19 protein-coding genes and 1 CRISPR repeat array (1 of these 20 running past the window's edge) are annotated in these 25257 nt (G+C 65.4%); of the genes, 5 read left to right on the forward strand and 14 right to left on the reverse strand.

Annotated features, from left to right (window positions below; all coding sequences use genetic code 11):
• Positions 1 to 782: a CRISPR direct-repeat array (repeat unit 36 nt; unit sequence GTTGCGGCTGGCCCTCGATCTCTAAGCGGCTACAAT); it begins 702 nt to the left of the window's first position.
• A 73-nt stretch (positions 783 to 855) separates the two neighbouring features.
• The 6 genes from cas2 to DBZ32_RS04535 form a co-directional block, all read right to left on the reverse strand.
• Positions 856 to 1200 carry a CRISPR-associated endonuclease Cas2 gene (gene cas2, locus DBZ32_RS04510; protein WP_208539098.1) on the reverse strand — a complete coding sequence of 115 codons (345 nt, stop codon included), beginning with the start codon at positions 1198 to 1200 and terminating at the stop codon, positions 856 to 858.
• Between the two features lie 4 nt (positions 1201 to 1204).
• Positions 1205 to 2104 (reverse strand): type II CRISPR-associated endonuclease Cas1, encoded by a 900-nt coding sequence (gene cas1, locus DBZ32_RS04515; RefSeq protein ID WP_119165891.1) that lies wholly within the window; start codon positions 2102 to 2104, stop codon positions 1205 to 1207.
• A gap of 22 nt (positions 2105 to 2126) precedes the next feature.
• Positions 2127 to 5408 (reverse strand): type II CRISPR RNA-guided endonuclease Cas9, encoded by a 3282-nt coding sequence (gene cas9 / locus DBZ32_RS04520; protein ID WP_162906559.1) that lies wholly within the window; start codon positions 5406 to 5408, stop codon positions 2127 to 2129.
• A 422-nt stretch (positions 5409 to 5830) separates the two neighbouring features.
• On the reverse strand, positions 5831 to 7504 hold the full coding sequence (locus tag DBZ32_RS04525) for a formate--tetrahydrofolate ligase (RefSeq protein WP_119165893.1): 1674 nt from the start codon (positions 7502 to 7504) through the stop codon (positions 5831 to 5833).
• A 252-nt stretch (positions 7505 to 7756) separates the two neighbouring features.
• On the reverse strand, positions 7757 to 8077 hold the full coding sequence (locus DBZ32_RS04530; RefSeq protein ID WP_119165894.1) for a hypothetical protein: 321 nt from the start codon (positions 8075 to 8077) through the stop codon (positions 7757 to 7759).
• 114 nt (positions 8078 to 8191) lie between these two features.
• Positions 8192 to 9070 carry a nitrilase-related carbon-nitrogen hydrolase gene (locus DBZ32_RS04535; protein ID WP_119165895.1) on the reverse strand — a complete coding sequence of 293 codons (879 nt, stop codon included), beginning with the start codon at positions 9068 to 9070 and terminating at the stop codon, positions 8192 to 8194.
• A gap of 229 nt (positions 9071 to 9299) precedes the next feature.
• Between DBZ32_RS04535 and DBZ32_RS04540 the strand changes: the two genes are divergently transcribed.
• Both DBZ32_RS04540 and DBZ32_RS04545 read left to right on the forward strand, forming a co-directional pair.
• The gene (locus DBZ32_RS04540) at positions 9300 to 10034 is read left to right on the forward strand and encodes a GGDEF domain-containing protein (protein WP_235830045.1); all 735 of its coding nucleotides are present in this window, start codon (positions 9300 to 9302) and stop codon (positions 10032 to 10034) included.
• Between the two features lie 78 nt (positions 10035 to 10112).
• Positions 10113 to 10598, forward strand: a complete 486-nt coding sequence (locus DBZ32_RS04545; RefSeq protein WP_119165896.1) for a DUF6505 family protein — start codon at positions 10113 to 10115, stop codon at positions 10596 to 10598.
• A 41-nt stretch (positions 10599 to 10639) separates the two neighbouring features.
• Here the strand turns inward: DBZ32_RS04545 and DBZ32_RS04550 are convergent, their stop codons facing one another.
• From DBZ32_RS04550 to aspS, 3 genes are all read right to left on the reverse strand, one after another.
• A complete protein-coding gene (locus DBZ32_RS04550) occupies positions 10640 to 11692 on the reverse strand; it encodes an agmatine deiminase family protein (RefSeq protein WP_119165897.1) in 1053 nt (350 codons plus the stop codon).
• Between the two features lie 267 nt (positions 11693 to 11959).
• A complete protein-coding gene (locus DBZ32_RS04555) occupies positions 11960 to 12439 on the reverse strand; it encodes a hypothetical protein (RefSeq protein ID WP_119165898.1) in 480 nt (159 codons plus the stop codon).
• 117 nt (positions 12440 to 12556) lie between these two features.
• Positions 12557 to 14365 carry an aspartate--tRNA ligase gene (aspS, locus tag DBZ32_RS04560; protein WP_119165899.1) on the reverse strand — a complete coding sequence of 603 codons (1809 nt, stop codon included), beginning with the start codon at positions 14363 to 14365 and terminating at the stop codon, positions 12557 to 12559.
• Positions 14366 to 14545: 180 nt separating this feature from the next.
• Here aspS and rnd point away from each other — a divergent pair, with 180 nt between their 5' ends.
• Positions 14546 to 15715 carry a ribonuclease D gene (gene rnd, locus DBZ32_RS04565; RefSeq protein ID WP_119165900.1) on the forward strand — a complete coding sequence of 390 codons (1170 nt, stop codon included), beginning with the start codon at positions 14546 to 14548 and terminating at the stop codon, positions 15713 to 15715.
• Between the two features lie 21 nt (positions 15716 to 15736).
• Here the strand turns inward: rnd and DBZ32_RS04570 are convergent, their stop codons facing one another.
• Positions 15737 to 17302 (reverse strand): alpha/beta hydrolase, encoded by a 1566-nt coding sequence (locus DBZ32_RS04570; protein ID WP_208539099.1) that lies wholly within the window; start codon positions 17300 to 17302, stop codon positions 15737 to 15739.
• Positions 17303 to 17403: 101 nt separating this feature from the next.
• On the opposite strand from DBZ32_RS04570, the gene DBZ32_RS04575 reads away from it, so the two are divergent.
• The gene (locus DBZ32_RS04575; protein WP_119165901.1) at positions 17404 to 18144 is read left to right on the forward strand and encodes a sulfite exporter TauE/SafE family protein; all 741 of its coding nucleotides are present in this window, start codon (positions 17404 to 17406) and stop codon (positions 18142 to 18144) included.
• Here the strand turns inward: DBZ32_RS04575 and ppx are convergent.
• The gene (gene ppx / locus DBZ32_RS04580) at positions 18141 to 19742 is read right to left on the reverse strand and encodes an exopolyphosphatase (RefSeq protein ID WP_235830046.1); all 1602 of its coding nucleotides are present in this window, start codon (positions 19740 to 19742) and stop codon (positions 18141 to 18143) included. The two genes, DBZ32_RS04575 and ppx, sit on opposite strands and share 4 nt — an antisense overlap.
• Positions 19743 to 19787: 45 nt before the next feature.
• Complete coding sequence (locus tag DBZ32_RS04585; RefSeq protein ID WP_119165902.1) at positions 19788 to 21989, reverse strand: RNA degradosome polyphosphate kinase; 2202 nt, start codon at positions 21987 to 21989, stop codon at positions 19788 to 19790.
• A 147-nt stretch (positions 21990 to 22136) separates the two neighbouring features.
• Here DBZ32_RS04585 and DBZ32_RS04590 point away from each other — a divergent pair, with 147 nt between their 5' ends.
• A complete protein-coding gene (locus DBZ32_RS04590) occupies positions 22137 to 22655 on the forward strand; it encodes a SixA phosphatase family protein (RefSeq protein ID WP_119165903.1) in 519 nt (172 codons plus the stop codon).
• 40 nt (positions 22656 to 22695) lie between these two features.
• Here DBZ32_RS04590 and DBZ32_RS04595 read toward each other — a convergent pair whose 3' ends face one another.
• Both DBZ32_RS04595 and DBZ32_RS04600 read right to left on the reverse strand, forming a co-directional pair.
• The gene (locus tag DBZ32_RS04595; RefSeq protein WP_119165904.1) at positions 22696 to 24279 is read right to left on the reverse strand and encodes a CYTH and CHAD domain-containing protein; all 1584 of its coding nucleotides are present in this window, start codon (positions 24277 to 24279) and stop codon (positions 22696 to 22698) included.
• A gap of 187 nt (positions 24280 to 24466) precedes the next feature.
• A complete protein-coding gene (locus DBZ32_RS04600; protein ID WP_119165905.1) occupies positions 24467 to 25246 on the reverse strand; it encodes an SDR family oxidoreductase in 780 nt (259 codons plus the stop codon).
• Positions 25247 to 25257 lie beyond the last annotated feature (11 nt).

Consider the following 25257-nt stretch of genomic DNA (forward strand, 5'->3'; position numbering starts at 1 on the left):
TTGAAGCGTCAACGCGCTAGGAGTTGCGGCTGGCCCTCGATCTCTAAGCGGCTACAATAGTGCTCAAGGCTTGATGACGGCCTTGGCGGTTGCGGCTGGCCCTCGATCTCTAAGCGGCTACAATCAGCTTGCCCAGTGGCTTCACATGAGCGCGGTTGCGGCTGGCCCTCGATCTCTAAGCGGCTACAATCCGCGCGCGTAGCGGGTTCCGTGACTTCTGGTTGCGGCTGGCCCTCGATCTCTAAGCGGCTACAATAAATATAGGGGTAATGAGGGACCGGTACCCGTTGCGGCTGGCCCTCGATCTCTAAGCGGCTACAATGCGCGCCACGCGTGGACGCTTTTCACTTCGGTTGCGGCTGGCCCTCGATCTCTAAGCGGCTACAATTCGGGAGCCGCGCGCATGATCAACGTCCCTGTTGCGGCTGGCCCTCGATCTCTAAGCGGCTACAATCGCTCGGTGACTGTAGCGCGTGACGGTTCGGTTGCGGCTGGCCCTCGATCTCTAAGCGGCTACAATTCGCGGCCCGTAGGCCTCGTGCAAAATCTGTTGCGGCTGGCCCTCGATCTCTAAGCGGCTACAATCCGCGCTGCGCCAACGCCGTGCGGCGGACGTTGCGGCTGGCCCTCGATCTCTAAGCGGCTACAATGCGACATAGGAAAAGAAGCTGCAAAGGATGGTTGCGGCTGGCCCTCGATCTCTAAGCGGCTACAATAGAACACGCATACGCGCGTTCAGCCTGCTTGTTGCGGCTGGCCCTCGATCTCTAAGCGGCTACAATAGATCTTGACCTATGCCCTGGGAAAACCGGGGTTTTTTCTTGCCATGACAAACCCGAAAACGCCTGGCCGCACTCAGAAGAGAGCAAGCTGGTTCGGGTTTTTCGGACTGCGTTCGCGTTTTCGTCCCGTGAAAATTCGGGCATTGCCATACTGCTTGTCCGTCAGACTGACGATATGGACCTTCCCGTGCCTCGGCAGCGCATCGCCGACGCGCCCGATCAGGGTTTCCGCAGCCTCCTTGCTTTCGGCGAAGCGGAGATAGACGGAAAACTGCGCCATCTCGAAGGCCTGATCCAGCAGGAAGTGCCGGAACTTCGTCGCCGCCTTCCGCTCCGCCGGCGTACCGACCGGCAGATCGAACATCACGTAGAGCCACATCATTCGATACCCGCTCAAGGCCGGCCGGTCCGGCGGCATCGCCCTACCCCTCCAGCGGCAGCGTCGGGCGCGGCAGCTCGAGAATTCGCGTCTCGCCGCCGAAGCATTGCGCCAGGGAGACGGCCAGCCGTTGCAGACAGACGCCGACCGGGCTGACGCCCGCCGCCGTGCTCATGTCGGTGATCAGCACCCTGGCCAGCGCCGGCTTGCTGTCCTTGTCCGGTTCGCGGATGCCGGCCCGCGCGGCCTCGAAGACCAGAAGGTCCGCGACCGGCCGGAAGGGCTCCATAAGGTCGTCGGCCAGGGCGAAGGGGTTGCCGCGCTGACGGTGCGCGAGGCCGAAACTGGGATGCAGACCGGCGCCCATGACCGCACGCGCAGTACCGGCCCGCAGGACGGTGTAGGTGTAGTTCAGCAACGCATTGAGCCCACCGGCCGCGCGGTCCCGCCGGAAGTCCGCGCCGAACAGCAGCGGCCAATAGCGCCGCGCGGCCTGCGCCTCGACGTTGTCCGGGTCGCCGGAACGCACCTTGCGCGCCAGAAGCCCGAAGCCCTCGTGCCGCGCCCCCACAACCTTCAACGTCGCGGCCTGCGCCTCGATCTTCGCGCTGACAAGCTGGGCCCAGAGCCGTTTGCGCAGAGGCTTCGAGGCGGCGGCCTGATCCATCATCCGTCCGGCCTGCTCATGATGCCCGTCGGCGGACAGCAGAACAGCGGCCGGCATGAAGTTGGCGGCGCAGACCACCAGCGGCGCGTTGCGCTCGGCCAGCGCCACCAGCAGGGAATTGGAGTAGGTGATGCCATGGGCCGAGGCGATGACCGCCGCGATGTCATCGAGCGGCAGACGTCCGATCTCCTCGCCGCCCGCGTTCACGGTCAGGAATCCCCGGTTTTTAGCAAGATGCCGGCCGTCTTCCGCGATCTCGACGATGCGGCCGGTCATGCGCGCGACCTCCGACGCGCCCTCATCCGACCGGCTCCAGCAGCGTGGACACCCGGCCCAGCACATCGACCCGGACGGGCCGCGCTCCGGCATCGCGCAGCCGCTCGTAGGTCGCGAAGATCCAGCGCAGCGGATCGTCGGGATCGTTGTGGCGCTGGTCGATGCTGCCCGCCTCCTTGTGGCCGGCGAGGCGAACCCGCTTGGCGGAAGGCTCCAGCCGATAGACCCGGTAGATTTCGTGCTTTCCTTCGAAATCCGCCTCAAGCAAGTCCCCGTTGTGCAACCGCATGAAAAGCCGCGCGCCCGGATATTCCTCCCGCCAGTGCGGGCGGTAGCCGGGCTGGTTCGCATCGTGCACCGTGACGCCCTCGCCGCCCCAGCTCCCGTCCGGCAGGGTGAAGATCTCGACCCGGTGGTTGCCGCCGGGGGTGTAGGCCTTCGTGAAAACCTGTCCGTCGGCGCCGCGATGTTCCACCCGCCGCACCGAAGCCTCGGTCTTGAGAATCCGCAGACGGCGCAGACCATGGTCGTTGGCGAAGGCCTCCAGCACCGCACGGCGCTCGGCATCTGTCAGCTTGCCGCCGCCGGCCGCCGCAGCCATGCGGGCCTGAAGGTCTTCGCGCAGGCGCGCGTCGCGGATCCGGCCAATGTCGCCGTCGGTGAGCTGCAGGACGGGTTTACGGGTGACGAGGTTATAGGGCTTGCCGTCGATCTCCTCCTTCACCTCGCCGTAGGCGGTGGCCTCGTGCAGTTGCCCCGAGGTGACCTGGACGTTGTCCTGCGCCCCCGGCGGCAGGCCGTGGTCGGGCTTGTGGCTGACGACGATGCGCTCCAGCGCGGCGGAGAGGTCGGCGCGGAAGCCTGGGAAGGGCTCGGGGAAACCACCGTCCGGAAACAGCCGGTCGAGATCCAGGCTCTCCGCCCGGCCCGAAGCGCGGGCCATGCGGTTCAGCAGACCCCGGTCGGTGCAGGCCACCACGAAGGCATCGATGGCGTGGTGCCGGTGATCCTTGCGATTCTTCGGCTGGTTCGGATTGGTGAAGTTATGGTCCGGCAGCAGGTCGTTCAGACCCCACTTGGCGCGCAGCATGGCGGTCAGCCGGCCGGGCGGCGCCCAGACCCGTTCGCAGACCTGTTCCAGGTAGGTCTTGGCGAGCCGCGACATGTATTGGGTGTCGATCAACTGCCGCGCCAGGAAACCGCCGTCGGCGTCGAAGCGCGCCATGGCGTCGGGCTGAAAACGCCAGGCCTTCCTTTGCAAGATGCGTTCGGCCCGCTCGACGATCTCCCGCAGCACCTCGCCGCTCCAGGCCTCCGCCGGCGGCCGGTTGCCCTTCTGGCGGTTGGCGGCGCGGGTGCAGAGCGCCTTGTTCATGAAGCTGTCGTCGAGGGTCTGTGAGAAGGGCAGCAGATGCTCGACCTCGACCGAGCCGTCGAACAGCCGTTCGACGTTGAGCGGCGTGCCGGTGAAGACGCAGACCCGTTCGTCCGGCGGCAGCTCGTCGAAGAGCCGCAACCGAAGACGCGCGTCGTGGGAGTCGGCGACACCCAGCTTCGCCAGCCGTTCGCGCCGTTCCGCGTTCTTGCGCTCGTTGGCCCGGTTGTCCCGCTCGATCTCCTCCTTGCGCTGGCGGCTCAGCTTCAACTCGCGCCCAAGCTCAATCACGATCTCCTCCGGCGGGCCGTGGATTTCGATCAGGGCATTGACGATCTTGCGGAGTTGATTGAGCGCGATGTGAACCGTCGGGTTCGGCACGCGGCCGATCCGCTCCTGACTGCCGTCCGGCGCATCCGGTTTGGAGACCACATGCCGGGCCAGCGCCGCACCGTAGTAAGGAAGCCGCGCCACCGTGCCGTCCACACGCAGGTTCGAATGGTGCAGATTCAGCGCCTCGACCGCCTCGTCATAGGTCAAGGGGCGTCGGTAGAGCTCACCCGTTTCGGGATCGACCGCTTCCTTAGACTGGCTCTCCATCACCGCCACCAGATCGGCGAGAATCGAGCGCCCCAACTGCCCGTGGCCTTGCGGCAGGCGCAGCTCCGAAACAGCCTCGGCCGCGTCGGGGTCCAGGTTGCAGATCTCCTGCAGCCAGGCGATCAGGTCCTCCGGATCCTCGATGCCCAGCAGCCGCTCGACGACCTCGATCTGCCGGTCCCGCTCCAGGCTGCGCCACGGTTTGCCGAAGGCCTTCTTCATGGCGAGCTTGACCGCCGTCTGGTCGGGCTGGAAGCCCTTGCGGCCGGACAGCTCGTGATTGAAGCGGCTTTCCTCCGGCAGCTTCGCCGCCGCCCGCAGCTTGTCGAAGGCGACGAGGGTTCCGCCGGAGGCCATCAGCTTGGCGACGATCGCGTCGCGTTCCGTGAGGGTCAATGCACGGTCGCGTGCGCCGGCCCAGCCGACACGTAGGTTGGCCACCTCCTGCAGGATGCGGACGCGCTGAAACAGCGGGTGTGCCTTCGGCGCACGCTCGCCCTGGTCCAGCGTCAGCCCCGCCCGCTCCACCATCTGTACCTCGGGCCGCAGACTGCAGCGCCCGACCGGCGGAGTCCTGAGCGGCCTCTGGTCGATCACGATCCGCCGCAGGCTTTCCAGCAGGCCGCCGGTCAGCTCGGGATGATGGGGCGCCTGGGCCGCCCAGATCTTCTCCAGTTCCTCCGCGACCATCTCGCGGGCCGGGTAGAGATCGTAGAGGTTCTTGCTGCCCTGGCTCGTCGGCCGGAAGCGGACCGGCTCCGGTACCGCCCAGCCCCCGCCGTCCCTGAGCCGATGCCCCTGACGGTCGCGGCGGTGGCGGCGCGCGAGCAGCTCGCCGAGACTGCGCGCGCCCTCCGCCTCCAGCCGTTCGCGCAGCGCCTTCATGCCTTGCTTGGTCGCGCTCTTCTCCGCATCGTCACCATCGGCGATGCGGTTGGACTTGAAGCCGCGCCGTTGATTGAGGTGAAAGACCGCCCGGCCGATCTCGTGGAGCGTCAGCTTGCGGTCCAGCGCCTCCGCGCGCAGCCAGTAGGGGTCCAGCGTCTCCAGCGCCTTGCGCGCGGCTGTGTCGGCCGGCATCAGTCCGGCCGCCGTCAGAACCTGCAGCAGCCGCTTCTGCCGGCGCAGAAAGCGGTCCCGCCGCCGCCGCGCCGACCGCGCATCGCGCCGCTCGGCCGCGAGGGAGGTTTTCGACTGGGGATCGCGCCCCGCTTCCTCGTTCGGCGTCAGGATACGCACGCCGGCATCCAGAACACACCGAGGTTCCAACTTCAGCAGGCACCAGCCGATGGAATTGCTGCCGAGATCCAGGCCAAGCCGGTATTTCATCGTATTCAGCCCCCTATCGGGCAGGGCCGCCGTCGAAATGACCGTCACAGGTTTCACAAGCTCGATTGAGCCTCGAAGGGGACAAATTCCAACGGTTGCACTGCACAAAAGTAAATCGACCCTTGGCAGTGTAACGTGTATCGTGTAAGTTGTCTTCTAGGGTGCCTTGCAAGCTAGCCGCTTAGAGATCGAGGGCCACCCGTTAACAAGCACTCTAGAGTGCAAAAAATTCTCCTTTACGGAGCGGAACGGCGGGTTGCGGCCCGTCGTTTTCCGTTTCTGACTTCAGGGTCAGCGGGGAACTGCCGCCTCCAGCGTCGGGCGGCCAAGGCACGGCGGTAAGGCAAGCGAGGCGCGCAGACGCGCCGGCCCGAAGCGGATCGCGTGGTCCGGACTAGCGGCAGCCGGGTGCAATCGGGGCGTTAGAAGAGCCCCTGCACGCGGCCGTCGGCATCCAGGTGGATATCGACGGCCGCGGGGCGGCGCGGCAGGCCGGGCATGGTCATGATGTCGCCGCAGACCGCCACCACGAACTCGGCGCCCGCGGAGAGACGCAGCTCGCGCACGGTCACCGCATGGCCGCTGGGCGCGCCCTTCAGGGCGGGGTCGGTCGAGAAGCTGTACTGAGTCTTGGCCATGCAGACCGGCAGATGACCGTAGCCGGCCGCCTGAAGGTCGTCGAACTGCGTGCGGACCTTCTGATCGGCCTGGATCTCGGCGGCCCCGTACAGCTCGGTCGCGATGGTATGAACCTTGTCCCAGAGCGGCATGTCGTCGGGGTAGAGCGGCGCGAAGTCCGCGCTGCCGCTATCGGCCAGAGCCACCACCTTGTGCGCCAACTCCTCCGTGCCCGTCGATCCCTTCGCCCAATGGGTGGCGACAAGGGCCTCGACTCCCATCTCCTCGGCGGCGGCGGCCACCACGGCGATCTCCTCATCGCTGTCGGTCACGAAGTGATTGATCGAGACGATTACGGGCACACCGAACTTCTTCACGTTGGCGATGTGGCGCTGGAGATTGACGGCACCGGCCTTGACCGCCTCCACGTTCGGCGCGTTCAGCGCGTCCTTGCCGACCCCGCCGTGAGACTTCAGCGCGCGCACGGTCGCGACGATCACCGCCGCCTCGGGCTTGAGACCGGCCTTGCGGCACTTGATGTCGAAGAACTTCTCCGCCCCCAGGTCGGCCCCGAAGCCGGCCTCGGTCACCACGTAGTCGGCCAGCTTGAGCGCGCTCTTCGTCGCGATCACGGAGTTGCAGCCATGGGCGATGTTGGCGAAGGGACCGCCGTGAATGAAGGCCGGATTGTTTTCCAGGGTCTGGACCAGATTGGGCGCCAGGGCGTCGCGCAGCAGCACCGCCATCGCGCCGGGCGCCTCCAGGTCACGCGCCAGAACGGGCCGCTTGTCGCGGGTGTAGGCGACGACCACCTTGCCCAGACGCTCGGTCAGGTCCGCCAGGTCGGTGGCCAGGCAGAAGATCGCCATCACCTCGGACGCGACGACGATGTCGAAGCCGTCCTCGCGCGGGAAACCGTTGGCCACGCCGCCCAGCGACGAGGTGATCTGACGCAGCGCCCGGTCGTTCATGTCGACCACCCGGCGCCAGGCGACGCGGCGCTGATCGATGCCGAGCGCGTTGCCCCAATAGATATGATTGTCGATCAGGGCCGAGAGCAGGTTGTGCGCGATGCCGATAGCGTGAAAGTCGCCGGTGAAATGGAGGTTGATGTCCTCCATCGGCACGACCTGCGCGTAGCCGCCGCCGGCCGCGCCCCCCTTCATGCCGAAGCAAGGTCCGAGCGACGGCTCGCGCAGACAAATCGCGGTCTTCTTGCCGATGCGGTTGAGGCCGTCCCCAAGCCCGACCGTGGTCGTGGTCTTGCCCTCGCCGGCCGGGGTCGGATTGATCGCCGTGACCAGGATCAGCTTGCCGTCCGGACGGTCTTCCAAGGTCTTCAGGAAGTCGAGCGAGACCTTCGCCTTGTGCGGACCGTAGGCAAGAAGGCTGTCCGCCGGAAGGTCGAGCTTGGCGCCGACCTCCCCGATCGGCAGCAAGGTCGCCTCGCGCGCAATCTCGATATCGCTCTTGGCCATGACGCTTTCCGCTCCCCCAAATCTGTTTCACGCACGGCCGGCGTTCGCGTGACCCGGCAGTGGACCGACCCTGGGCGAGATGCCGAAAAGCCAGGGAACCAATCGATTTTCACGCCCCGACGCGACCGTTCGAACGCAGGGCGATCCAAGGCCCCTCTTGATCTAAGGTCCGGCCGCGACCGCGACTTGCCTGAGATCGACCGGAGCCCGCCGAATCGCGGCATGGTCGAGCGCTCACGCGTCCGCAGCCGCCTAATCGTTGACGGTAATGGTGAGTGCGAGGGCTCCCTCGGCGATTCGCACGTCTTTCTGGCCGCGTTTGGGAATGGGAATCTCTCGTTCGACGCAGTAGAGCATGAAGGCGCGCGCGAGATCGATCTCGGTCAGATTGACCTTCCGGGCCGCCTCGCCTGTCCCGCAGAGAGCGACCGCCCGCACCGGCTGTTCATCGAAGGCCTGAACACGCTCGATGATGTTGTCGCCGAGATCCCATTTGCTCGCTTCGACGAAGCGCCGCAGCGCGTCGATCACCTCGAACTCGCTGAAAAATATCGTGCGCTGTTCGCGCGGCATTCCTAGCCTCCCCTCCCCTCGACAAGGCGGCAAGCCTTACTTTGCATGCTAACAAATCACAACCCGTAAGAGCCTGGAGGCACAGATTTTTCATGCAAGCCGACAGCCCGAACCTTAAACCGTACGGCTCTCTTCCGGAATGCCGATCTGCCAGCTCAAGCGGTTCAGTTCGCGCAGGACGAGATCCAGATTGCTGTCGCGCAGAGTCGGAAGACGATAGCGCGCGCGCTTGACCGCCTCGTAATCCAGGTCGGCGATCAGCAGATCCTCGCCCTCCTGCGCCGCCGCCAGCGTCTGTCCAAAAGGGTCGACGATCCGGCTGCCGCCCCAGAAGTCCGGTCCGGACTGCCCCCTGGCGTGATTGGCCATCAGGATCGGGACGCCATAGATCATGGCATAGAACTGCATCGCCAGGTCCCATCCCCTCGGGTTGGAGAAAGTTCCGTCGACGGCGTTCTCGGCCGAGGCGATCGGCACCATCAGCAAGGTCGTGCCATGCACCATGGCGAGATGGGTCAAGGCCGGATTCCAACTGTCGGCGCAGATCAGAACGCCGGCTCTCCAGCATCGGTCGAGCGGGAAGGTCTCGAAATAGCGTCCTTCGGCGAAGTGTTTGCCTTCCTCGAGATTGCCGTAGGTCGCCAAGTTGAGCTTGCGGTGAATGAAGGTGACCTCGCCGTTCCGCAGAGCCACCGCGGAGTTGTGAAACTGCGCGGCCACGCCCTCCTCGATGAAACCCAGAACCGTCACCATGTCGGCGCTTGCCCCCGCCAGGTCCGAAAGCAGGGCGGCATCGCGCCGGATCGAGATCTCCGCCGTCTGCGGTCCGACCGCATAGCCGGTCAGCGACAGCTCGGGAAAGAGCAGCAGCTCGATCCGCTCGCGCCGCGCGCGCTCGATCATTCGCAGATGCGTGGCGGCGTTGTGGTCCAGATCCGCGAGCCGGCAATCGATCTGCGCCACACCAACCCGAAGCTTACCATCCTCAGCCATCCGCGATCCTTCGCCGCCTAACCGGTTTGGCGCTGTTCAAAAGTCCTGCCTCCCCTGGGTCGAGGCGGCAAACCTTGCCGACCTGCGCGAGGATTGAACGGCAGAAGCTGCCGATTCTCCCCAGCAAACGACGAAAATCCAAGCTATTCCGAAGCAAAGTCAACTGGCACGACGCTTGCTTTACAAGATCCGTTGCATCTTTCACAGTAACCATGTTTGCGGGATGATCATGCCGCCAGTACAACTTTTGAATTCGATCTCCGCGGATCCGGACTTCGGCCTCCCCGCTTCGACGCCCGCCTTCGTGCCCGACCTCGCGGTCGCAACCCATCGCCTGCGCCGCCTGGCCGAAGTCGGCGAGGGACGGCTCGGGGCCGACGATCAGGCCCTGATCGTGCAGCTGCTGGACGCCGCGACCGAAGCCGAACAAACGATGGCCGAGCAAGCGGAGCGGATCCGGCAGCTCGAGAGTCTCTCGATCACGGACGAATTGACGGGCCTGTTCAATCGCCGCGGCTTCGTGGACGCGCTGGAACGGGTCCTGACGGCCTGTCAGCGCCACGGCGAACCCGGCCTGCTGGTTCTCGTCGATCTGGACCGCTTCAAGACAATCAACGACACCTACGGCCACCTTGCCGGCGACTCCGTCTTGAAGGGAGCGGCAGATCTGCTGCGGGCGGCGGTGCGCAAATCCGACATCGTGGCCCGGCTCGGCGGCGACGAGTTCGCCGTCCTGCTGCCGCGAACCAAAGCGGTGCCCGGCCAAAAACTGGCGGGCAAGATCGACAGATCCATCAATGCCCTGCGCGTTCCCTACGGACGCATCCAGATTCCGGTTTCCGCGAGCGTCGGTTGGGATGCTTACGGACCGCGCAGCCAGTCGAACCAACTGATCTTCACTGCCGACCGCGCCCTCTACCGCGCCAAGAAGCTCGACATCAACCGGGCAGCCGCGAACGCTTGAGCGCATAGCGCAAAGCGATCCCTTCCCTCGCCTCCGCATGACTTTGCCGGGCTGCCGAGTCCGCGTAGTCTGGCGGCCATGACCTTGCACAGACTGCCGCGAACCCTGCGGCTCGACACCTCCGATCTCTACGTCTTCAAGCGGGCTGCCGAGCCTGGGGAATGGGCTGTGTCCGGGGCCTTCGCCTTTGCCAACAGCGACCCGGCGAACCTCGACGCCAAGGACAAGCTGGCGCTGGCCAACGGCTGGCTCGGCACCGAGAGCTTCGGACAGAGTTCCCTGGTCGAAGTGGCCGAAACCGGTGAGGCCGGCTACTTTGCTGTCGTTGAACGGCTCGCGCGGCATTTCGTAGAGAGCTACGGCGCACCCGGTCTGGCCGAGGCCCTACCGGTCGCCCGCGCCGAAGTGGACGACGCCTCCGAGCTCTGTACCCACAAGACCGGCACCTTGCTCGCCGTCGAACGGGACTTCGACGAGCGGGGTCAACTGCTGGAGCGCTTCCGGGTCATCCGTCCCGAACGTGCCGACGATCACGCGAAAATCTGGGAAATCGTCGACGACTAAGTGCAAACGGACCTTCCGAATCCGTCGCCGCCGGGATCGGCTCAAGAGGCCGAGGAATTTCCATCCGTGCCCTTGGCCAGGGCGTCCGGTTGCTGCTGCGTGATGCAGTGTATGCCGCCGCCGCCCCGCAGGATCGGCAAGACCGGGATCTGCACCAGTTCGCGGTCGGGGAAGCAGTCCTCGAGAATCTCCAAGGCCCTGTCATCGGCCGGATCGTCGAAGGCCGGCAAGACGACACCGCCGTTCGGCAGATAGAAATTCACGTAGCTGAGAGTCAGCCGGGAGCCGTCGGCGTTCTTCCGCGGCTTCGGCAAGGGCAACTCGGCGATCTCGAGCCGCCGCCCCTCGGCATCCGTCGCGCCGCGCAGAACTTCGAGATTGCGGAGCAGGCGCGCATGGTTCTCATCGCCCTCGTCGCCGGGGGCCAGGGTTACCACCCGGCCCGGGGCCGCGAAGCAGGCAATGTTGTCGACATGCCCGTCGGTGTCGTCGTCGACCAACCCCTCGGGCAGCCAGATAACGGTCTTGGCGCCGGTGTAGGCCTTCAGCAGCGCCTCGATCTCGTCGCGGCTGCGTCCCGGATTGCGGTTCTCGTTGACCAGGGTCGCTTCGACGGCCAGCAACGTGCCCGCGCCGTCGCTGTGAAGCGCGCCTCCTTCCGTCACCAAAGGCGCCTCAAAGCGCGCAACGTCAAGATAGTTCAGCAGATTCTCAGCCAGAGCGGCATCGGCCTGATGGTCCGGGTAGAGTCCGCCCCAGGCGTTGAATCTCCAATCGACTCCCGCCAGGGCACCGTCACCGTTCACCAGGAAGGTCGGGCCTGTGTCGCGCGTCCAGGAGTCGCTGATCGTCAGCGGCAGACAGCCGATTCCCTGCCCCACCTCGACGGAGACCTCCGCGAGTTGCTCCGAGGGCGCGATCATCGTCACTTGCTCGAAGCGAGCGATCGCCTTGGCGACTTCGACGTAAGAGTCCCTGGCCTCGTCCAACCCGTCGCCCCAGACCTGCTCGCGGACCGGCCAGGCCATCCAGCAGCGACTGTGGGGGTGCCATTCGGCAGGCATGAAGAAGCCGTCATCGGCCGGCGTGCGCATGCTGATCCGCTGTCCCGCAGTTATGCCCAAAGGCCCGCCCTTCCCCTGCTCCGCTACGTCTTATGCTTGCTTTGTCGGGTCGGTCGAGCGGTTGGAGTCTAGGCTCGACAACGCGTCCTGTCCATGCCCCGGCGCGCAGCGATTGGGAGCAGCCGAACTAATTTTTTATATAATTCAGTTAGTTGGACGGAAGAACGGCAGAGGCGGCCGAGCCGCTATCCGTCGCTCGGGGACGGCGGCCGCGCCGGCGTGCGCCGTCTCGTAGGGTTAAGCGCCGCGATCCGGCCAAAGATCGTCGCTGATGAAACCCGCGTGCCCGACTTGAACGATATCGGCCGAGGCGGCCGAGAGCGCCTGCGCCCCCGGAGCAAGGTCGTCGCTCAGGAAGATTTCCTGCGCGAAGGAGGCGACGGGGCCGACGTCTTCGATGCCGACCGTTGCCGTTTGACGCCGCAACAGATCCGCCGAAGCGGCCGACCGGACTTCGACGCCCTCCTCGGCAAGAGGTTCGAGCACCGCGAGAGCGAGTTGGTAATCGTCCAGCGAGGTGCAGGGATCGCCTTCCAAAACGCGAATCACCGCGCAGTCCTCACCGGCGACCGCCGAGAAGGCATGATCGGTCGTGGTCTTGCCGGTTACGGCATAGCTGCCGACGTCGAGCACCAGGGACGCGATCGAGAGCGGCGTCGGCGTTCCGCAGGCGGTCAAGGGGACCACCAATCCAAGCACAAAAACCAGCCGCGACATCTTCGCCCCCAAAAAAACACTCTGTTAACCAATTTCCAGCCTTGCGGAACTAATCATGCCGGAGTCGGGTTGGTCAAGATGTCGAGATTCTATGCCTAAAGAGACTTAATATTTCCTTTATGGTAACTCCGCCTTTGCTGAGTCCTCTGCTTTTTTCGGCGGCAGGGCCAGACGCAGATGCAACTCCCTCAGCCTCTCCGGAGACACTTCGGCCGGCGCCTCCATCAGCAGATCCTCGGCCTTCTGGTTCATCGGGAAAGCGATGATTTCGCGGATGTTCGGCTCATCGGCCAGCAACATGACGATGCGGTCGATCCCGGGCGCGGACCCGCCGTGCGGCGGCGCGCCGTACTGCAGGGCCTGGAACAAGCCCGCGAAGCGCGTCTCCACCTCCGCGATATCGTAGCCGGCGATCTCGAAAGCCTTGGCCATGATGTCCGGACGATGATTCCGGATCGCGCCGGAGGAGAGCTCCACGCCGTTGCAGACGATGTCGTACTGATAGGCCTTGATCGTCAGGGGGTCCTGGGTCTCCAAGGCCTCCAGGCCGCCCTGCGGCATGGAAAAGGGGTTATGAGAGAACTCGACCGTGCCCGTCTCCTCATCCAACTCGAACAGCGGATAGTCGACGATCCAGCAGAACTCGAACACGCCCGGCGTCAGCAAATCGAGTTCCTGGCCCAGCTTCGTGCGCACCGCGCCTGCGAAGGTCGACGCCGCAAGCGGCTTGTCGCAGGCGAAGAAGACGGCGTCGCCGTCGGCAAGGCCCGCGGCCTCCTTAATCTGCTGGCAGCGCTCGGGCTCGAGGTTGCGGGCGATCGGGCCTTTGGCCTCGCCGTTTTCGAAGACGATGTAGCCGAGGCCGGGTTTACCCTCGCCCTGCGCCCAGGAGTTCAGCTTGTCGAAGAAGCTGCGCGGCCGCGCCGCCGCGCCCGGCGCCGGAATCGCCCGGACCGTCGCGCCCTGGCCGATCAGCTTCGCGAAGATGCCGAAGCCGCCGCCACGGAACGCCTCGGCCACATCGGCGATGACGATGGGGTTGCGGAGGTCCGGCTTATCGCTGCCGTACTTGAGCATCGCCTCGTCGAAGGCGATCCGCGGGAAGGGCAGCGCGGTCACCTTGCGATCGCCGCCGAATTCCTCGAAGACACCATGCAGGACGGGTTCTATCGCAGCAAAAACATCATCTTGCGTGGCAAAGCTCATCTCGAAGTCGAGCTGATAGAACTCGCCTGGAGAGCGGTCGGCGCGCCCGTCTTCGTCACGGAAGCAGGGGGCGATCTGGAAGTACTTGTCGAAACCCGCGATCATCAGGAGCTGCTTGAACATCTGCGGCGCCTGCGGCAGCGCGTAAAACTTGCCGGGGTGCACGCGGCTGGGCACCAAGTAAGCGCGTGCGCCCTCGGGACTGTCGGCGGTCAAGATCGGCGTCTGGAACTCGTGAAAGCCTTGCGCGATCATCCGCTGGCGGATCGAGGAAATCACCTGGCTGCGCAGCAACAGCTTCTTCTGCATCTTCTCCCGGCGCAGATCGAGGAAGCGGTAGCGCAGCCGCGTCTCCTCGCCGGCGTCTTCGTCGCTGTTCACCTGCAGCGGCAGTTGCTCGGAGCGCGCCTCCAGCTCGAAGGCCTGAACCCGCAACTCGACTTCACCGGTCGGCAGACCCGGATTGACCGTTTCGGCGGTGCGCCCGACCACTTCGCCGGTCACGGTGACCACCGACTCGTTGCGCGCCCGCTCCACCGCGGCGAAAAGCGGGCTCGAGATATCGAGCACGCACTGGGTGATGCCGAAGTGATCGCGCAGATCGACGAACAGCAACTGACCGTGGTCGCGCTTGCGGTGGACCCAGCCCGACAGGCGGACGGTCTGGCCGGTGTGCGCGGCGCGCAGTTCGCCGCAGGTGTGCGTGCGATAGGGATGCATGCAACAAACTCGCTAGAGGCATGAGGGATCGAGGCCCGTCGCAGTGCGCCCTCGATAGGCGCGCCGAACAGGCGCCGGCAAAAGGGCCCGGAGCGTGAAGCTTTGTCAAGGTCGCCAAGAAAGGGAACGCGCGTGACTTGGGGTCGAGCCCTGGGTCGGAAGCTGCTATAGGGCGGAGCCATGACCTTGATCACCGACCCTCAGGAAGCCGCCGCCTTCTGCGCCCGCCAGGCCGAGGCAGAGTTCATCACCGTCGATACGGAGTTCATTCGGGACACCACCTACTGGCCACGCCTCTGTCTGATTCAGATTGCCGGGCCGGAGGAAGCCGCCGCGATCGACCCCCTGGCCGAAGGCATGGACCTGGAGCCGGTCTGGTCGCTGTTCGACAAGACCGATCTGTTGAAGGTCTTTCACGCCGCCCGGCAAGACCTCGAGATCTTCTTCCACGATAGCAGCCGCCTGCCCCACCCGGTGTTCGACACCCAGGTCGCGGCCATGGTCTGCGGCTTCGGCGATCAGGTCGGCTACGAGAAGCTGGCGAGCCGGCTGGCCGGCGCACGGATCGACAAGTCAGTGCGCTTCGCGGACTGGGCCCATCGCCCGCTCGGCCGCAAACAGCTCGACTACGCACTGGCCGACGTCACGCACCTGCGCGTGATCTATCAGAAGCTGCGCAAGAAGCTCGCCAACTCCGACCGCGAAAGCTGGCTGGAGGAAGAGATGGCGGTCCTGCTCAACCCCGCCACCTATCGCCTGGAGCCGTCCGAGGCCTGGCGGCGGCTGAAAAGCCGCTCACGCGACCGGCGCTATCTCGCTCACCTGCGCAACCTGGCCGCTTGGCGAGAGCGCGAGGCGCAGCGCCGGAATGTACCGCGCAACCGCATCCTGCGCGACGAGCAGATCTACGACGTGGCCGGGCTGGCCCCGCAGACGGCCGAGGATCTCGCCAGGGCCCGCGGCGTTTCGACCGACTACGCCCGCGGCAAGGTCGGACAAGCGATTCTGGAAGCCGTCGCCGAGGGCCTGGCGATGGACGAGGCCGACCTGCCGAAAGCGCCGCCGCGCGAGCAGCAGGTGGAGGCCGGGCCTGTGGTCGACCTTCTCAAGGTGCTGCTGAAGCAGAAATGTGAGCAGCACGGCGTCGCTCAGCGCCTGCTCGCCAACGCCGCGGATCTCGAGGCGCTGGCCGCAGGCGATCCGGAAACGGAACGGAACCTGCTGCAAGGGTGGCGTGGAGAGATCTTCGGCAAGGCCGCCTCTGCGCTTCTGACCGGCCGGCTTTTGTTGACAGGAGATGGGAACGGTGGCCTGCAATTAATTGATAAAAAAGAAAACAATGAGCCTTAAGATCTTAGGAACCCACCGCAGCTAACCGCCCAGAATCGGGAAGGTCACGGCAATGGCCCAGGCAAAGGCGAGCGCGTTGGCCAGCCCCGCCACGAGAGGCTGTGCGGTGGCCCGGTAGGCCCAGCGGCTGAAGAGGCCATAGACGACGAAGAAAATCAGGATCAGCGGGATGATGATGATCAGGAAGAACAACCCCCGCAGATCCAGAGCGACGGCAGCCGCAAGCGAGAGGGCGAAGCAGAGCTTGCTGAGAGGATAAGCTCCCGGCCGGGCCCCCTCGCCGCGCGTCAGCCACTCATCGGCCATGAAGTAGGGCAACGTGCCGGCAATCATGACGGCGATCAGCGGCAAGCGCGCTTCCGTGGGCGCGAAGGAGAGCACGAAGCCGTCGAGCGCCAGTCCGATCGCGCCGAGGCCGTAGAGTGCGACCAGCCCGGCGGCAAAGGCCGTCATCGCCCAAGGGGAGTCCGGCCGGGCGGCAGGACTCCGGCGCAGCCGGCCAGAGACCGCCAAACCCGCAGCCGTGAGGAGACCGTAGAGCGCGAAGTGTGCCGCCAGGTAATCTGCGACCAGGAGCGGCAGGAAGTCCGTCGGCAGCACGCGCAGCACCAGCGGTGTCAGGATCGCCGGGCCGAGCATCAGCAGCGCCAGCGGTTTCCAGCCCAGGTTGGCACCCAGCCTCTCGGGCGCGGCGCGCGGCAGAAGATGGGACAGGGGATAGGCGAGCAAAACGATGCCGGCAAAGAGAAGCGCCAACCAAGGCCCGCGCGTGTCCAGCGAACCGACCGCGCTGCGTCCGAAAACGCCGTTCAGCCATGCCACCGACTCCACCAAGCTCTCGCGGCTGTAGAGCACACCGATATGTTCGACAGCGTCCGCGAAAACCAAACGCCGTGCCGTGCCGACGGCGGGGTCGCCGACCGTTTCCCCCTCCTTCGCGGCGTCGCGGTTCCCCAGCCGCAGGACCCGCAGGCCTTCTTGTTTGAGCCCAGGCTCCCAAGCGCCGACGATGACCAGAAGGTTCTTCGGCACCTCCGCCGTCACGGCCCTGGAAAAGAGCGAAACCGCAATGGTCGCAGAGACCTCTTGCTGATGGTCCGCAGCGTAGCGGACCACGACATCCGACGCCATGGAGTGCCCCAACAGGGCCAGCCTGCCGTCGACGCCGGGCAGATCGAGCGCGTAGTCAGCCACCGCCCTCATCTCGGTCAGGAGATTGCGCATGGCGCCGGTTTCGGAGGTGACGTCCCCGGTCAGGGGCGAGCCGTTACGGCCATGTCCGAGCAGGTCGTAGGTCACGGCCACATATCCGGCATTGGCGAGCGACACGGCGAACGGCGCCATGAGCTGCTGCGAACCGGCGAAGCCGTGAGCGATCAAGACAGCCGGTGCCGGCTCGCCGCCCGGCGCCTGGTAAACCGTGACCGGCGTCGTCCCCAGGTGCGTGCGAGTCACCTCGAGCTCCGACCGGGCAGCCGACAGAGCCCAGACGCCCACGAAAATCCCAAGCAGGCCGAGACCGGCCAGAAAACAGAGGCGCAGACGCGTCATCGGCTCCTGCAAGGGCTGCCCGTACTTACCGTCCATCGCGCCTCGCTTTCGACCGCTCATCTCGTGACCGAACGCAGCATCGATGCAAAGCGGCGCGACATGCAACCGAGCAGCCCGGCGGAGGCGCGTTAAGCGGCATGGAGGCAGGTCTTCTCGCTCTTGTGGGCGCCACTTTCCTACTCGCCGGCTTCGTCAAGGGCGTGATCGGACTGGGTCTGCCCAGCATCTCCCTCGCACTGCTGACGGCGACCCTCGGGCTGCAGCCGGCCATCGCCCTGATGCTGGTGCCGTCGCTGGCAACCAACCTCCTGCAAGGTCTCACCGGCGGGCATCTGCGAGGGGTGCTGCGGCGGATCTGGCCCTTCCTGCTCTGCGCGACGGCGACCATCTGGTTCGGCGCCATGGCGCTGACCCGGATCGACCCAGCGGTCTTGAGCGGGCTGCTCGGCCTCTTGCTAGTCGCCTACGCCGCCGTCGGACTCGGGCGGCTCCAGATCACTCTCTCCGCGAAACTGGAGCCCTTCGCCGGGATTGTCTTCGGCACGACCAACGGACTGCTGTCCGGGATGACCGGGTCCTTCACCGTGCCGGGCGTCCTCTACCTGCAGGCCAGCGGCCTGGAGCGCGATCAGCTGATTCAGGCCATGGGGCTGCTGTTCAGTCTTTCGACCCTGGGCCTTGCCGTCGCGCTGGGTGGACAGAATCTGCTGCGGGCCGACCTGGGCGCCCTGTCGGCAGCGGCCCTCCTGCCGGCCCTGCTGGGAATGGAGTTGGGCCGGCGCCTGCGTCATCGCTTGTCCGAAGCGGTTTTTCGCCGGGTCTTTCTGCTCGCCTTGCTGGGGCTCGGCCTCTACTTGGCCGGGCGGAATCTTCTCTAACCCACCACCCGGGTCCGGGTGGCGCCGAGCGCATTTCCGAGCGCCGTCAGACGACGTTCCAGCACCTGTCCCGACGGCACCTCCGCCTGGTCGGGCAGATAAAGCGTCAGCTGACCCTCCAGGAACTCGAGCTGACTACGCTCGAGCATGGCGGCGGTTCCCGCGGAGACGGCATAGGCCAAGCGCAGCGCCTGGCCCAAGGCTTCGGCCCGCGCCTTCATCGGCGCATCGAGTAGCGCGATCAGCTTGGTTGTCTCGGCGTTCTGGCTCAGCCCGCCGTAGCGCATCGAGAGCGCATAGCTGAGGTAGACGCGCTCGTTATGCCGAACGTAGAGCTGCGGTGCGCGCAGAACGCGGTAGAGAGCCTGTTCGGCACGATAGTCGGGGTGCTCGCGCCAAGCGATATCGCTCAGGTGGCAGGCCGTTTCGCGCAGACGGCGCTGATCCCGAGGCTCGTTCGGAAAAATCGCGGACGTCCAGTTGGCGATCGGTTCGCCCAAGTCTCCGAAACGTCCTTCGCGCGACGCCCAGGCGCGCGCCGCAGCCAACAAGGGATCCTGTCCACGGAGCGCCTCGCTCTGCCGCTCGTAGACCCAGCCCTCGCGCAGTCCGTTGGCGGAAAAGACCACTTCGGCGGGTTTGGCGCGTCGCAGCAACTGCTCCAGCAGCAGCCCGGCATAGGGCAAGGTCTCCAAGCGCCGCCGCGGCACCCCGGGCAGCCGCGCCAAGGAGCGCTTCCCCATCCGCGCCACCAAGCCGGCCAGTTCCTCGGCCTCCTTGCGCGACATGCGGTAGCCCTGGATCATGTGCAGCGGGTAATCGTGCTGTTCCACATGAATGCGTGCCAGCGCCCGCCAGGCACCGCCGACGGGATAGAAGCTGCGCCCCTCGGCGTCCGCGATCCAAGGCTGGGCCTCCAGGTGGCGCGCAACGGTGGCAGCCGCCTGAGCCCGGTCGCCCTCTTCACCGCGCATCAGACGCAGGGGACCCAAGGGCAAGGTCACGAGCTGTCCCTGGGTGCCTCCGTCGAGCTGCGTAAGTTCCAGCGACCCGCCGCCGAGATCGCCGGTCAGGCCATCGGCATCGGGGATCGCAGAGACCACACCTTGGGCGGAAAGCCGGGCTTCCTCCTGGCCGTCCAGCACGCGAACGGGTCTGCCGCAGCGCTCTTCGACCTGAGTGACGAAGTCAGGACCGTTGCTGGCATCGCGCACAGCGGCCGTGGCCAGGAGATCCAGTTGCTGGACCTCCATGGCGCGCGCCAAACCGGCAAACCGGCCGAGGCTGGCCAAGGCCAGGTCGACCCCCTCCTCGTTCAGGCGCCCGGTTTCTTCCAGGCCACGGCCGAGGCCGCAGAGAATCTTCTCGTTGAACAGGGCGACCGGAGCCCTTTCGTCGGCATTGAAAACCACCAGGCGTATGGAGTTCGAGCCGATGTCGACGATGCCGATGCGCGGTTGGGCCTTGGTCATCGACTTGGTGCCCCCGCCACGCTGCCGCCGGCTGCGCAAATCCGCCCTGCGCCCGGCCGGCTCGTCCGGCTGTCGGGTCGTTCCGGTCTGGCGCTCCGCCGGCCGATCTGCCTGGCGATCTACCACGTCTCTACCGGCTTTTCGCGCCACTCGTCCCGACGTCCCGACCTTCTAGTTGCCCTTACGGGCCAACTTTTCTTTGCGCAATGCCGAACCACGCCCGGAAAGGCTGGGATTCGTCATAAAGAAGGACTGAGCGCTGAAGGCGTCGTCGCCCGCTTCGACCCGCTCGAACTCTCCGTCGGGCTGCATGATCCAGGACTGTGCCTCGTCCTTGATGTTGGCCGTCATCACCTGATCGAGGATCTGGGCATGAACGGTCTCATTGACGATCGGCACCAGGGTTTCGACTCGCCGGTCCAGGTTCCGGGGCATCCAGTCAGCCGAGGAGATGAAGACCTTAGCCTTGGGGCTCGGGAGTCCGTGACCGGCGCCGAAACAGACGATGCGGCTGTGTTCGAGAAAGCGGCCGACAATCGAGTGCACGATGATGTTCTCGCTGAGGCCGTCAACTCCGGGACGTAGGCAGCAGATTCCCCGCACGACGAGGTGGATTTTCACCCCCGCCTGGCTGGCCTCATAGAGCTTGTCGATCACCTCGCCATCCACGAGCGAATTGACCTTGCCCCAAACGCTGGCAGGCCGGCCCGCGTTGGCGTGCTCGATCTCGTCATCGATCAGACTCAGCAGAGTCGAGCGCAGCGTCAGCGGCGAGATGGAAATCCGCTCCATCTCGCCTGGCCGGGCGTAACCGGTCATGTAGTTGAACAGCTTCGCGGCGTCCCGGCAAAGCGCGGGATCCGTCGTGAAGTAGCTGAGGTCGGTGTAGATCTTGGCCGTGATCGGATGATAGTTGCCGGTGCCGTAGTGCACATAAGTGCGCAGACCCTCGCCCTCGCGGCGCACCACCATGGAAACCTTGGCGTGGGTCTTCAGCTTGATGAAGCCATAGACCACGTGAACGCCGGCCCGCTCCAGGTTGCGCGCCCAGCGAATGTTGCGCTCCTCGTCGAAGCGCGCCTTCAACTCGACCAGGGCCGTCACGGACTTTCCGGCCTCCGCCGCCTCCGACAAGGCCTTGAGGATGGGGCTGTCCTCGCTGGTCCGGTAGAGGGTCTGCTTGATCGCGACCACGTTCGGGTCCTGGGTCGCCTGGCGCAGGAACTGCACCACCACATCGAAGCTTTCGTAGGGGTGATGAACCACGATGTCCTTGGCGGCAATCGCCTTGAAGCAGTCGCCGTCGAGATCGAGGATCCGTTCGGGAAAGCGCGGCGTGTAGGGTTCGAACAGCAGATCCGGCCGGTCCTTGCCGATCAGCTGCTTCGTATCGACGATGCCCAGCAAACCCTCGAGCGGAAAGATGTCATCCGGCTCGACATCGATTTCGCGCTGCAGGAAGTCGCGCATGTGCGCCGGCATGTCGGTGTTCACCGTCATGCGGATGACGCTGCCGCGACGCCGGCGCTTGAGAGCGGATTCGAAGACCCGGACCAGGTCCTCCGCCTCCTCCTCGATCTCCATGTCGCTATCCCGTACGACCCGGAGAATGCCGACCTCGTGGACCTCCATGTTCGGAAACAGCCGTTCGATGAAAAGCCGCGTGACCTGCTCGATCGAGATATAGCGCTGCTGCCGGCCGTCGTCAGGCAGACGGATGAAGCGCTCGACCTGCGAGGGCAGAGGCACGAGCCCGTTCAGCACCTCCTTCTCGTCTGGCAGATAGAGCTCGGCCACCATCGCGAAGCCGAGGTTCGGCATGAAGGGGAAGGGATGTGTCGGATCGATGGCGATCGGCGTCAAAACCGGGAAGACATTGGCCAGAAAGTAGGCCTCCAGCCATTCCGTCTCGGAGGCGCTCAGCTCCGTCGCGGTCAGAACGCAAATTCCCTCGGCCCGCAACTCGGTCACAAGGCTGCGCCAGCAATGCTGCTGATCCTCCATCAACCGCCCGGCTCGCTGGTTGATCGCGGCAAGCTGCTGGGCCGGAGTCAGCCCCTCCTGACTTTGCTTTAGGACGCCGGCACGTACCTGACCTTTCAGGCCGGCGACGCGCACCATGTAGAATTCATCGAGGTTGGACCCGGAAATGGACAGGAAACGCACGCGCTCCAGAAGTGGGTGGCGGGCGTTGTAAGCCTCCTCCATCACCCGTTCGTTGAATTCCAGCCAGGAGATTTCGCGGTTGATGAAGCGCTCCGACGCCTCGAACAGTGACGGGCTGGCCTTCGCCTCTTTGGACTGGCCTGCAAGCGCGGAACCGCGCTTTCGCTTCACGTCGGCGGGGGTCTCGATTTCAGCAGTCTTCTGCATCGGCTCCTGCCTGTCTCCCGACCTTCTGCCCGTGCGCCTCAGTTTCGAATGAAACCCTACCAGCCGGACAAGACAAAACTGTGTAGCAAGCCGACCCTGCAATGAACAGCGCGCGTGACGCGGCGGAACAGGCTAAAACCAGACGCCATGAAGACCCTGCTCCTCTACCGTCACGCCAAGTCGGCTTGGGACGACACTCGTCTCGACGACTTCGACCGCCCCCTGTCGCCCCGCGGCCGCAAGGCAGCGCCAAGGATCGGCGCCGAAATTGCTGCCCGCGACCTCTTGCCCGAGCTGGTGATCTGCTCGGCCGCGGTCAGAACTCAGGAAACCTGGCGGCTCACGGCGGCGAAACTGGGAGGCAGTTCCGACCTCAGGATCCTGCGCAGCCTTTATCTTGCCAGTCCAGCCCAGATCCTTCGACAAGTTCATCGCACGCCCGATACCATCGACCGGCTGATGGTGATCGCTCACAATCCCGGCCTGGAAACGCTTTCGCTATGTCTCGCGGGACCGGGCAGCGCCGCCGGCGACCGCGACCGCCTGGCCGAAAAATTTCCGACGGCGGGTCTCGCGGTTTTCGCGTTGGACCAGAGCAACTGGCCCGATCTGCAGGCGGGCAGCGCGCGTCTGACGGCGTTCCTGCGCCCACGCGACCTGGAGTAAGGATCCTGGCAGACACCTTCACGGGAGGCAACTTCCCGAGCTAGTTCTTTTGTCGCCAGAAGGGCTTGTGCGCCCGCAGAGCGCTCCAAACGGCTTCGAAGCGCTTCAGGTCATCTTCGATCCGGGCGGCTTGCCACCCCATAACGATACCGACTGGCAGACTTGCGTCCTCGCCGGACTTCGCGAGGCGCGGCTCCAGCTCGTCGAGCAGACGATGACCGACCACGGCGTCATTGACCGCGCCCAGCGTATCCTGCAGCTCGGCCAGAGCGTCGGTATAGGGACGGGTCGTCTTTCGGCCATAGAGATCGCGGAAGAACTCCGCCGCGTAGCGCAGCTTCTTGGCCGCGATCCGAACCCCATGCAAGGCCGCTTCGTCACCGCCCTTGGCCTTGCGATGCAGCTTTCGGAGCTGACGCTGGCGCTTGTCCAGCAAGGCCGCAGCCAGATCGCCGATCGGCGCGTCGGCAAAGCTCGGCCGACCGCCGTCTCTAGGCCGCTTCCAGGTGCCTTCGGCCAGAAAGAGCTCAAGGCGCAAGAGCAGTCGGGCGTAGCGTGGGTCTTCGAGCGACGCGTGCGCCCGCTTGTAAGCCTCATCCCTGGCGCGCCTCACCGCCTGCTCGAGAGTCCGGAGACTGGGTTCGCTGGGCAAGCGGCGCAACAAAGGCTGGACCGTATCCTCCAGGAACACATCGAAATCGCGGGCCGGTCCCAGTTCGCGCTGCAACCAACGCAGTTCCTCCCCGAGACGCGCGTGCGCGGTCTCATGCATCGCCGGCTTGAACACGGACAGTGCCGCTCTGGCGCGGCGAACACCGACCCGAAGCTGATGTACGCCTTCGGGATCGGCCTCCGCGAAGACCGCTTCCTCGTTGGCGCGCATCTGATCGATCGCGCAGCGCATGACCTTTGCGAAGGCCTCCGCGGCGGACATCGCCGACGTCACCGACGGTTTCTGCCCCTTGGCCGGCAGCGGCTCCCGCCCCGCAAAGAGATCGTAGCCGCGCGCGGCCTTGGTCGGCCCGCCGAGCCTCAGCGGAAGCGCCTCGGCCAGCATCATGGCCAGCTCGAACAGGCGAGTCGGCTGGCCCCACTTGAGCTCGAGTTCGGCTTCGCAAATCGCCGCGCTGCGGCCCTGAGCCCGAATCTCGCCGAGGTCCAGGGCCAGTTCGATTTCCGTATCCGCCATGCGAAGCAAACGTGTCCGGCGGGCGATGGCCGTCGTGAAGACAGGCTCGAGGCGATCGCCGAGCTTCGCCTCCGCGAACCAATCCCGGAGGCCCGGCGCATCGATCGCCGAGAGCTCCGGCAGATCTCCGGAAATCTCGCTTTCGAACTCCAGAAAATGCTGCACGCCGTTCAAACGCTCGCCGGCTTCCTCCGCCAGCACGGCGGCGGCCTCGGGTGCCATCTTCAACGTCTGGAACCGTCGGTCGCCGATTCGCCGCACCCGCAGCGCCATGCCGCGGTCCCGCAGCAGAAAATCGGACGTATCGAAGTAAGTGCTATCGAGCTGTCTACTCTGGCTTCGTCCCACGGCGAACGCGCGCAACAACGGCAGACGAGTCAGCTTCTTGAGCTGCGACGGTGCCAGGAGCAGCTTCAGTTCGATTTCGTGGCCCATTCGGTCTCCGGAGCTGCGGCGGATTCATGTCGCGACATCGCCTGATGTGCTTCACAAAATTGTAACAATTCGCTTGGTTTCCAGCGCGCGACGGCCGAAAGCTAACTCACCCGACAGTCGTGTGCCAACGACCGAAAAGTCTTGTAAACGTTTACGTTCGCCGAAATTCGTCCGCGGAGTTTAACGGCTAGAGCGTGCCAGGGTAGGCTCCACCATCGAGAAGCAGATTTTGCCCGGTCACGAAGCCTGCCTGCGCGCTACAGAGGTAGGCACAGGCCTGACCGAATTCGGCCGGATCGCCGAAGCGCTGCGCCGGATTCCCCTTCCGTCTTTCCTCGGTGACCGCCTCGACCGACTTGCCGCTCTTCTGCGCGACGGCGGAGATCGTGGACAGCAAGCGGTCGGTCTCGAAGGGCCCGGGCAGCAGATTGTTGATCGTCACGTTGTGCGCGACCGTCTTGCGCGCCAGCCCGGCCACGAAACCGGTCAGTCCGGCACGCGCGCCGTTAGAGAGTCCCAGAACATCGATCGGCGCCTTCACCGCCGCCGAGGTGATGTTGACGACCCGGCCGAAGCGGCGGTCGATCATCCCGTCGACGGTGGCCTTGATCAGCTCGATCGGCGTCAACATGTTCGCATCCAGCGCGGCGATCCAAGCGTCGCGCCCCCAATCCCGAAAGTCGCCCGGCGGCGGCCCGCCAGCGTTGTTGATCAGGATATCGGGTTCGGGACAGGCCCGCAGCGCGGCCTCACGGCCTTCCGGCGTGGTGATGTCGACGGCCACCGTCGTTACGGCGACACCGCAGGCCTTGCGGATCTCTTCGGCCGTCGCCTCGAGCGGTCCCGGCGTCCGGGCGACCAGTGTCAGCTCCACTCCCTCCTGTCCGAGCTGCAGGGCGCAAGCCTTGCCCAAGCCCTTGCTGGCGGCGCAGACAAGCGCCCGACGTCCGGCGATTCCCAAATCCATGACGATTTTTT

This window comes from Algihabitans albus, from assembly GCF_003572205.1.
Lineage (GTDB): Bacteria > Pseudomonadota > Alphaproteobacteria > Kiloniellales > DSM-21159 > Algihabitans > Algihabitans albus.

What these genes read in the sequence shown, in the direction of transcription:
- DBZ32_RS04585 (WP_119165902.1), bottom strand. Translation starts at nt 21,989, where the DNA reads ATGCAGAAGACTGCTGAAATCGAGACCCCCGCCGACGTGAAGCGAAAG.
- cas1 (WP_119165891.1), bottom strand. Translation starts at nt 2,104, where the DNA reads ATGACCGGCCGCATCGTCGAGATCGCGGAAGACGGCCGGCATCTTGCT.
- DBZ32_RS04550 (WP_119165897.1), bottom strand. Translation starts at nt 11,692, where the DNA reads ATGCGCACGCCGGCCGATGACGGCTTCTTCATGCCTGCCGAATGGCAC.
- DBZ32_RS04540 (WP_235830045.1), top strand. Translation starts at nt 9,300, where the DNA reads ATGCCGCCAGTACAACTTTTGAATTCGATCTCCGCGGATCCGGACTTC.
- DBZ32_RS04525 (WP_119165893.1), bottom strand. Translation starts at nt 7,504, where the DNA reads ATGGCCAAGAGCGATATCGAGATTGCGCGCGAGGCGACCTTGCTGCCG.
- DBZ32_RS04555 (WP_119165898.1), bottom strand. Translation starts at nt 12,439, where the DNA reads ATGTCGCGGCTGGTTTTTGTGCTTGGATTGGTGGTCCCCTTGACCGCC.
- DBZ32_RS04595 (WP_119165904.1), bottom strand. Translation starts at nt 24,279, where the DNA reads ATGGGCCACGAAATCGAACTGAAGCTGCTCCTGGCACCGTCGCAGCTC.
- cas9 (WP_162906559.1), bottom strand. Translation starts at nt 5,408, where the DNA reads ATGAAATACCGGCTTGGCCTGGATCTCGGCAGCAATTCCATCGGCTGG.
- DBZ32_RS04530 (WP_119165894.1), bottom strand. Translation starts at nt 8,077, where the DNA reads ATGCCGCGCGAACAGCGCACGATATTTTTCAGCGAGTTCGAGGTGATC.
- DBZ32_RS04590 (WP_119165903.1), top strand. Translation starts at nt 22,137, where the DNA reads ATGAAGACCCTGCTCCTCTACCGTCACGCCAAGTCGGCTTGGGACGAC.
- aspS (WP_119165899.1), bottom strand. Translation starts at nt 14,365, where the DNA reads ATGCATCCCTATCGCACGCACACCTGCGGCGAACTGCGCGCCGCGCAC.
- cas2 (WP_208539098.1), bottom strand. Translation starts at nt 1,200, where the DNA reads ATGCCGCCGGACCGGCCGGCCTTGAGCGGGTATCGAATGATGTGGCTC.
- rnd (WP_119165900.1), top strand. Translation starts at nt 14,546, where the DNA reads ATGACCTTGATCACCGACCCTCAGGAAGCCGCCGCCTTCTGCGCCCGC.
- DBZ32_RS04575 (WP_119165901.1), top strand. Translation starts at nt 17,404, where the DNA reads ATGGAGGCAGGTCTTCTCGCTCTTGTGGGCGCCACTTTCCTACTCGCC.
- DBZ32_RS04545 (WP_119165896.1), top strand. Translation starts at nt 10,113, where the DNA reads ATGACCTTGCACAGACTGCCGCGAACCCTGCGGCTCGACACCTCCGAT.
- DBZ32_RS04600 (WP_119165905.1), bottom strand. Translation starts at nt 25,246, where the DNA reads ATGGATTTGGGAATCGCCGGACGTCGGGCGCTTGTCTGCGCCGCCAGC.
- DBZ32_RS04535 (WP_119165895.1), bottom strand. Translation starts at nt 9,070, where the DNA reads ATGGCTGAGGATGGTAAGCTTCGGGTTGGTGTGGCGCAGATCGATTGC.
- DBZ32_RS04570 (WP_208539099.1), bottom strand. Translation starts at nt 17,302, where the DNA reads ATGGACGGTAAGTACGGGCAGCCCTTGCAGGAGCCGATGACGCGTCTG.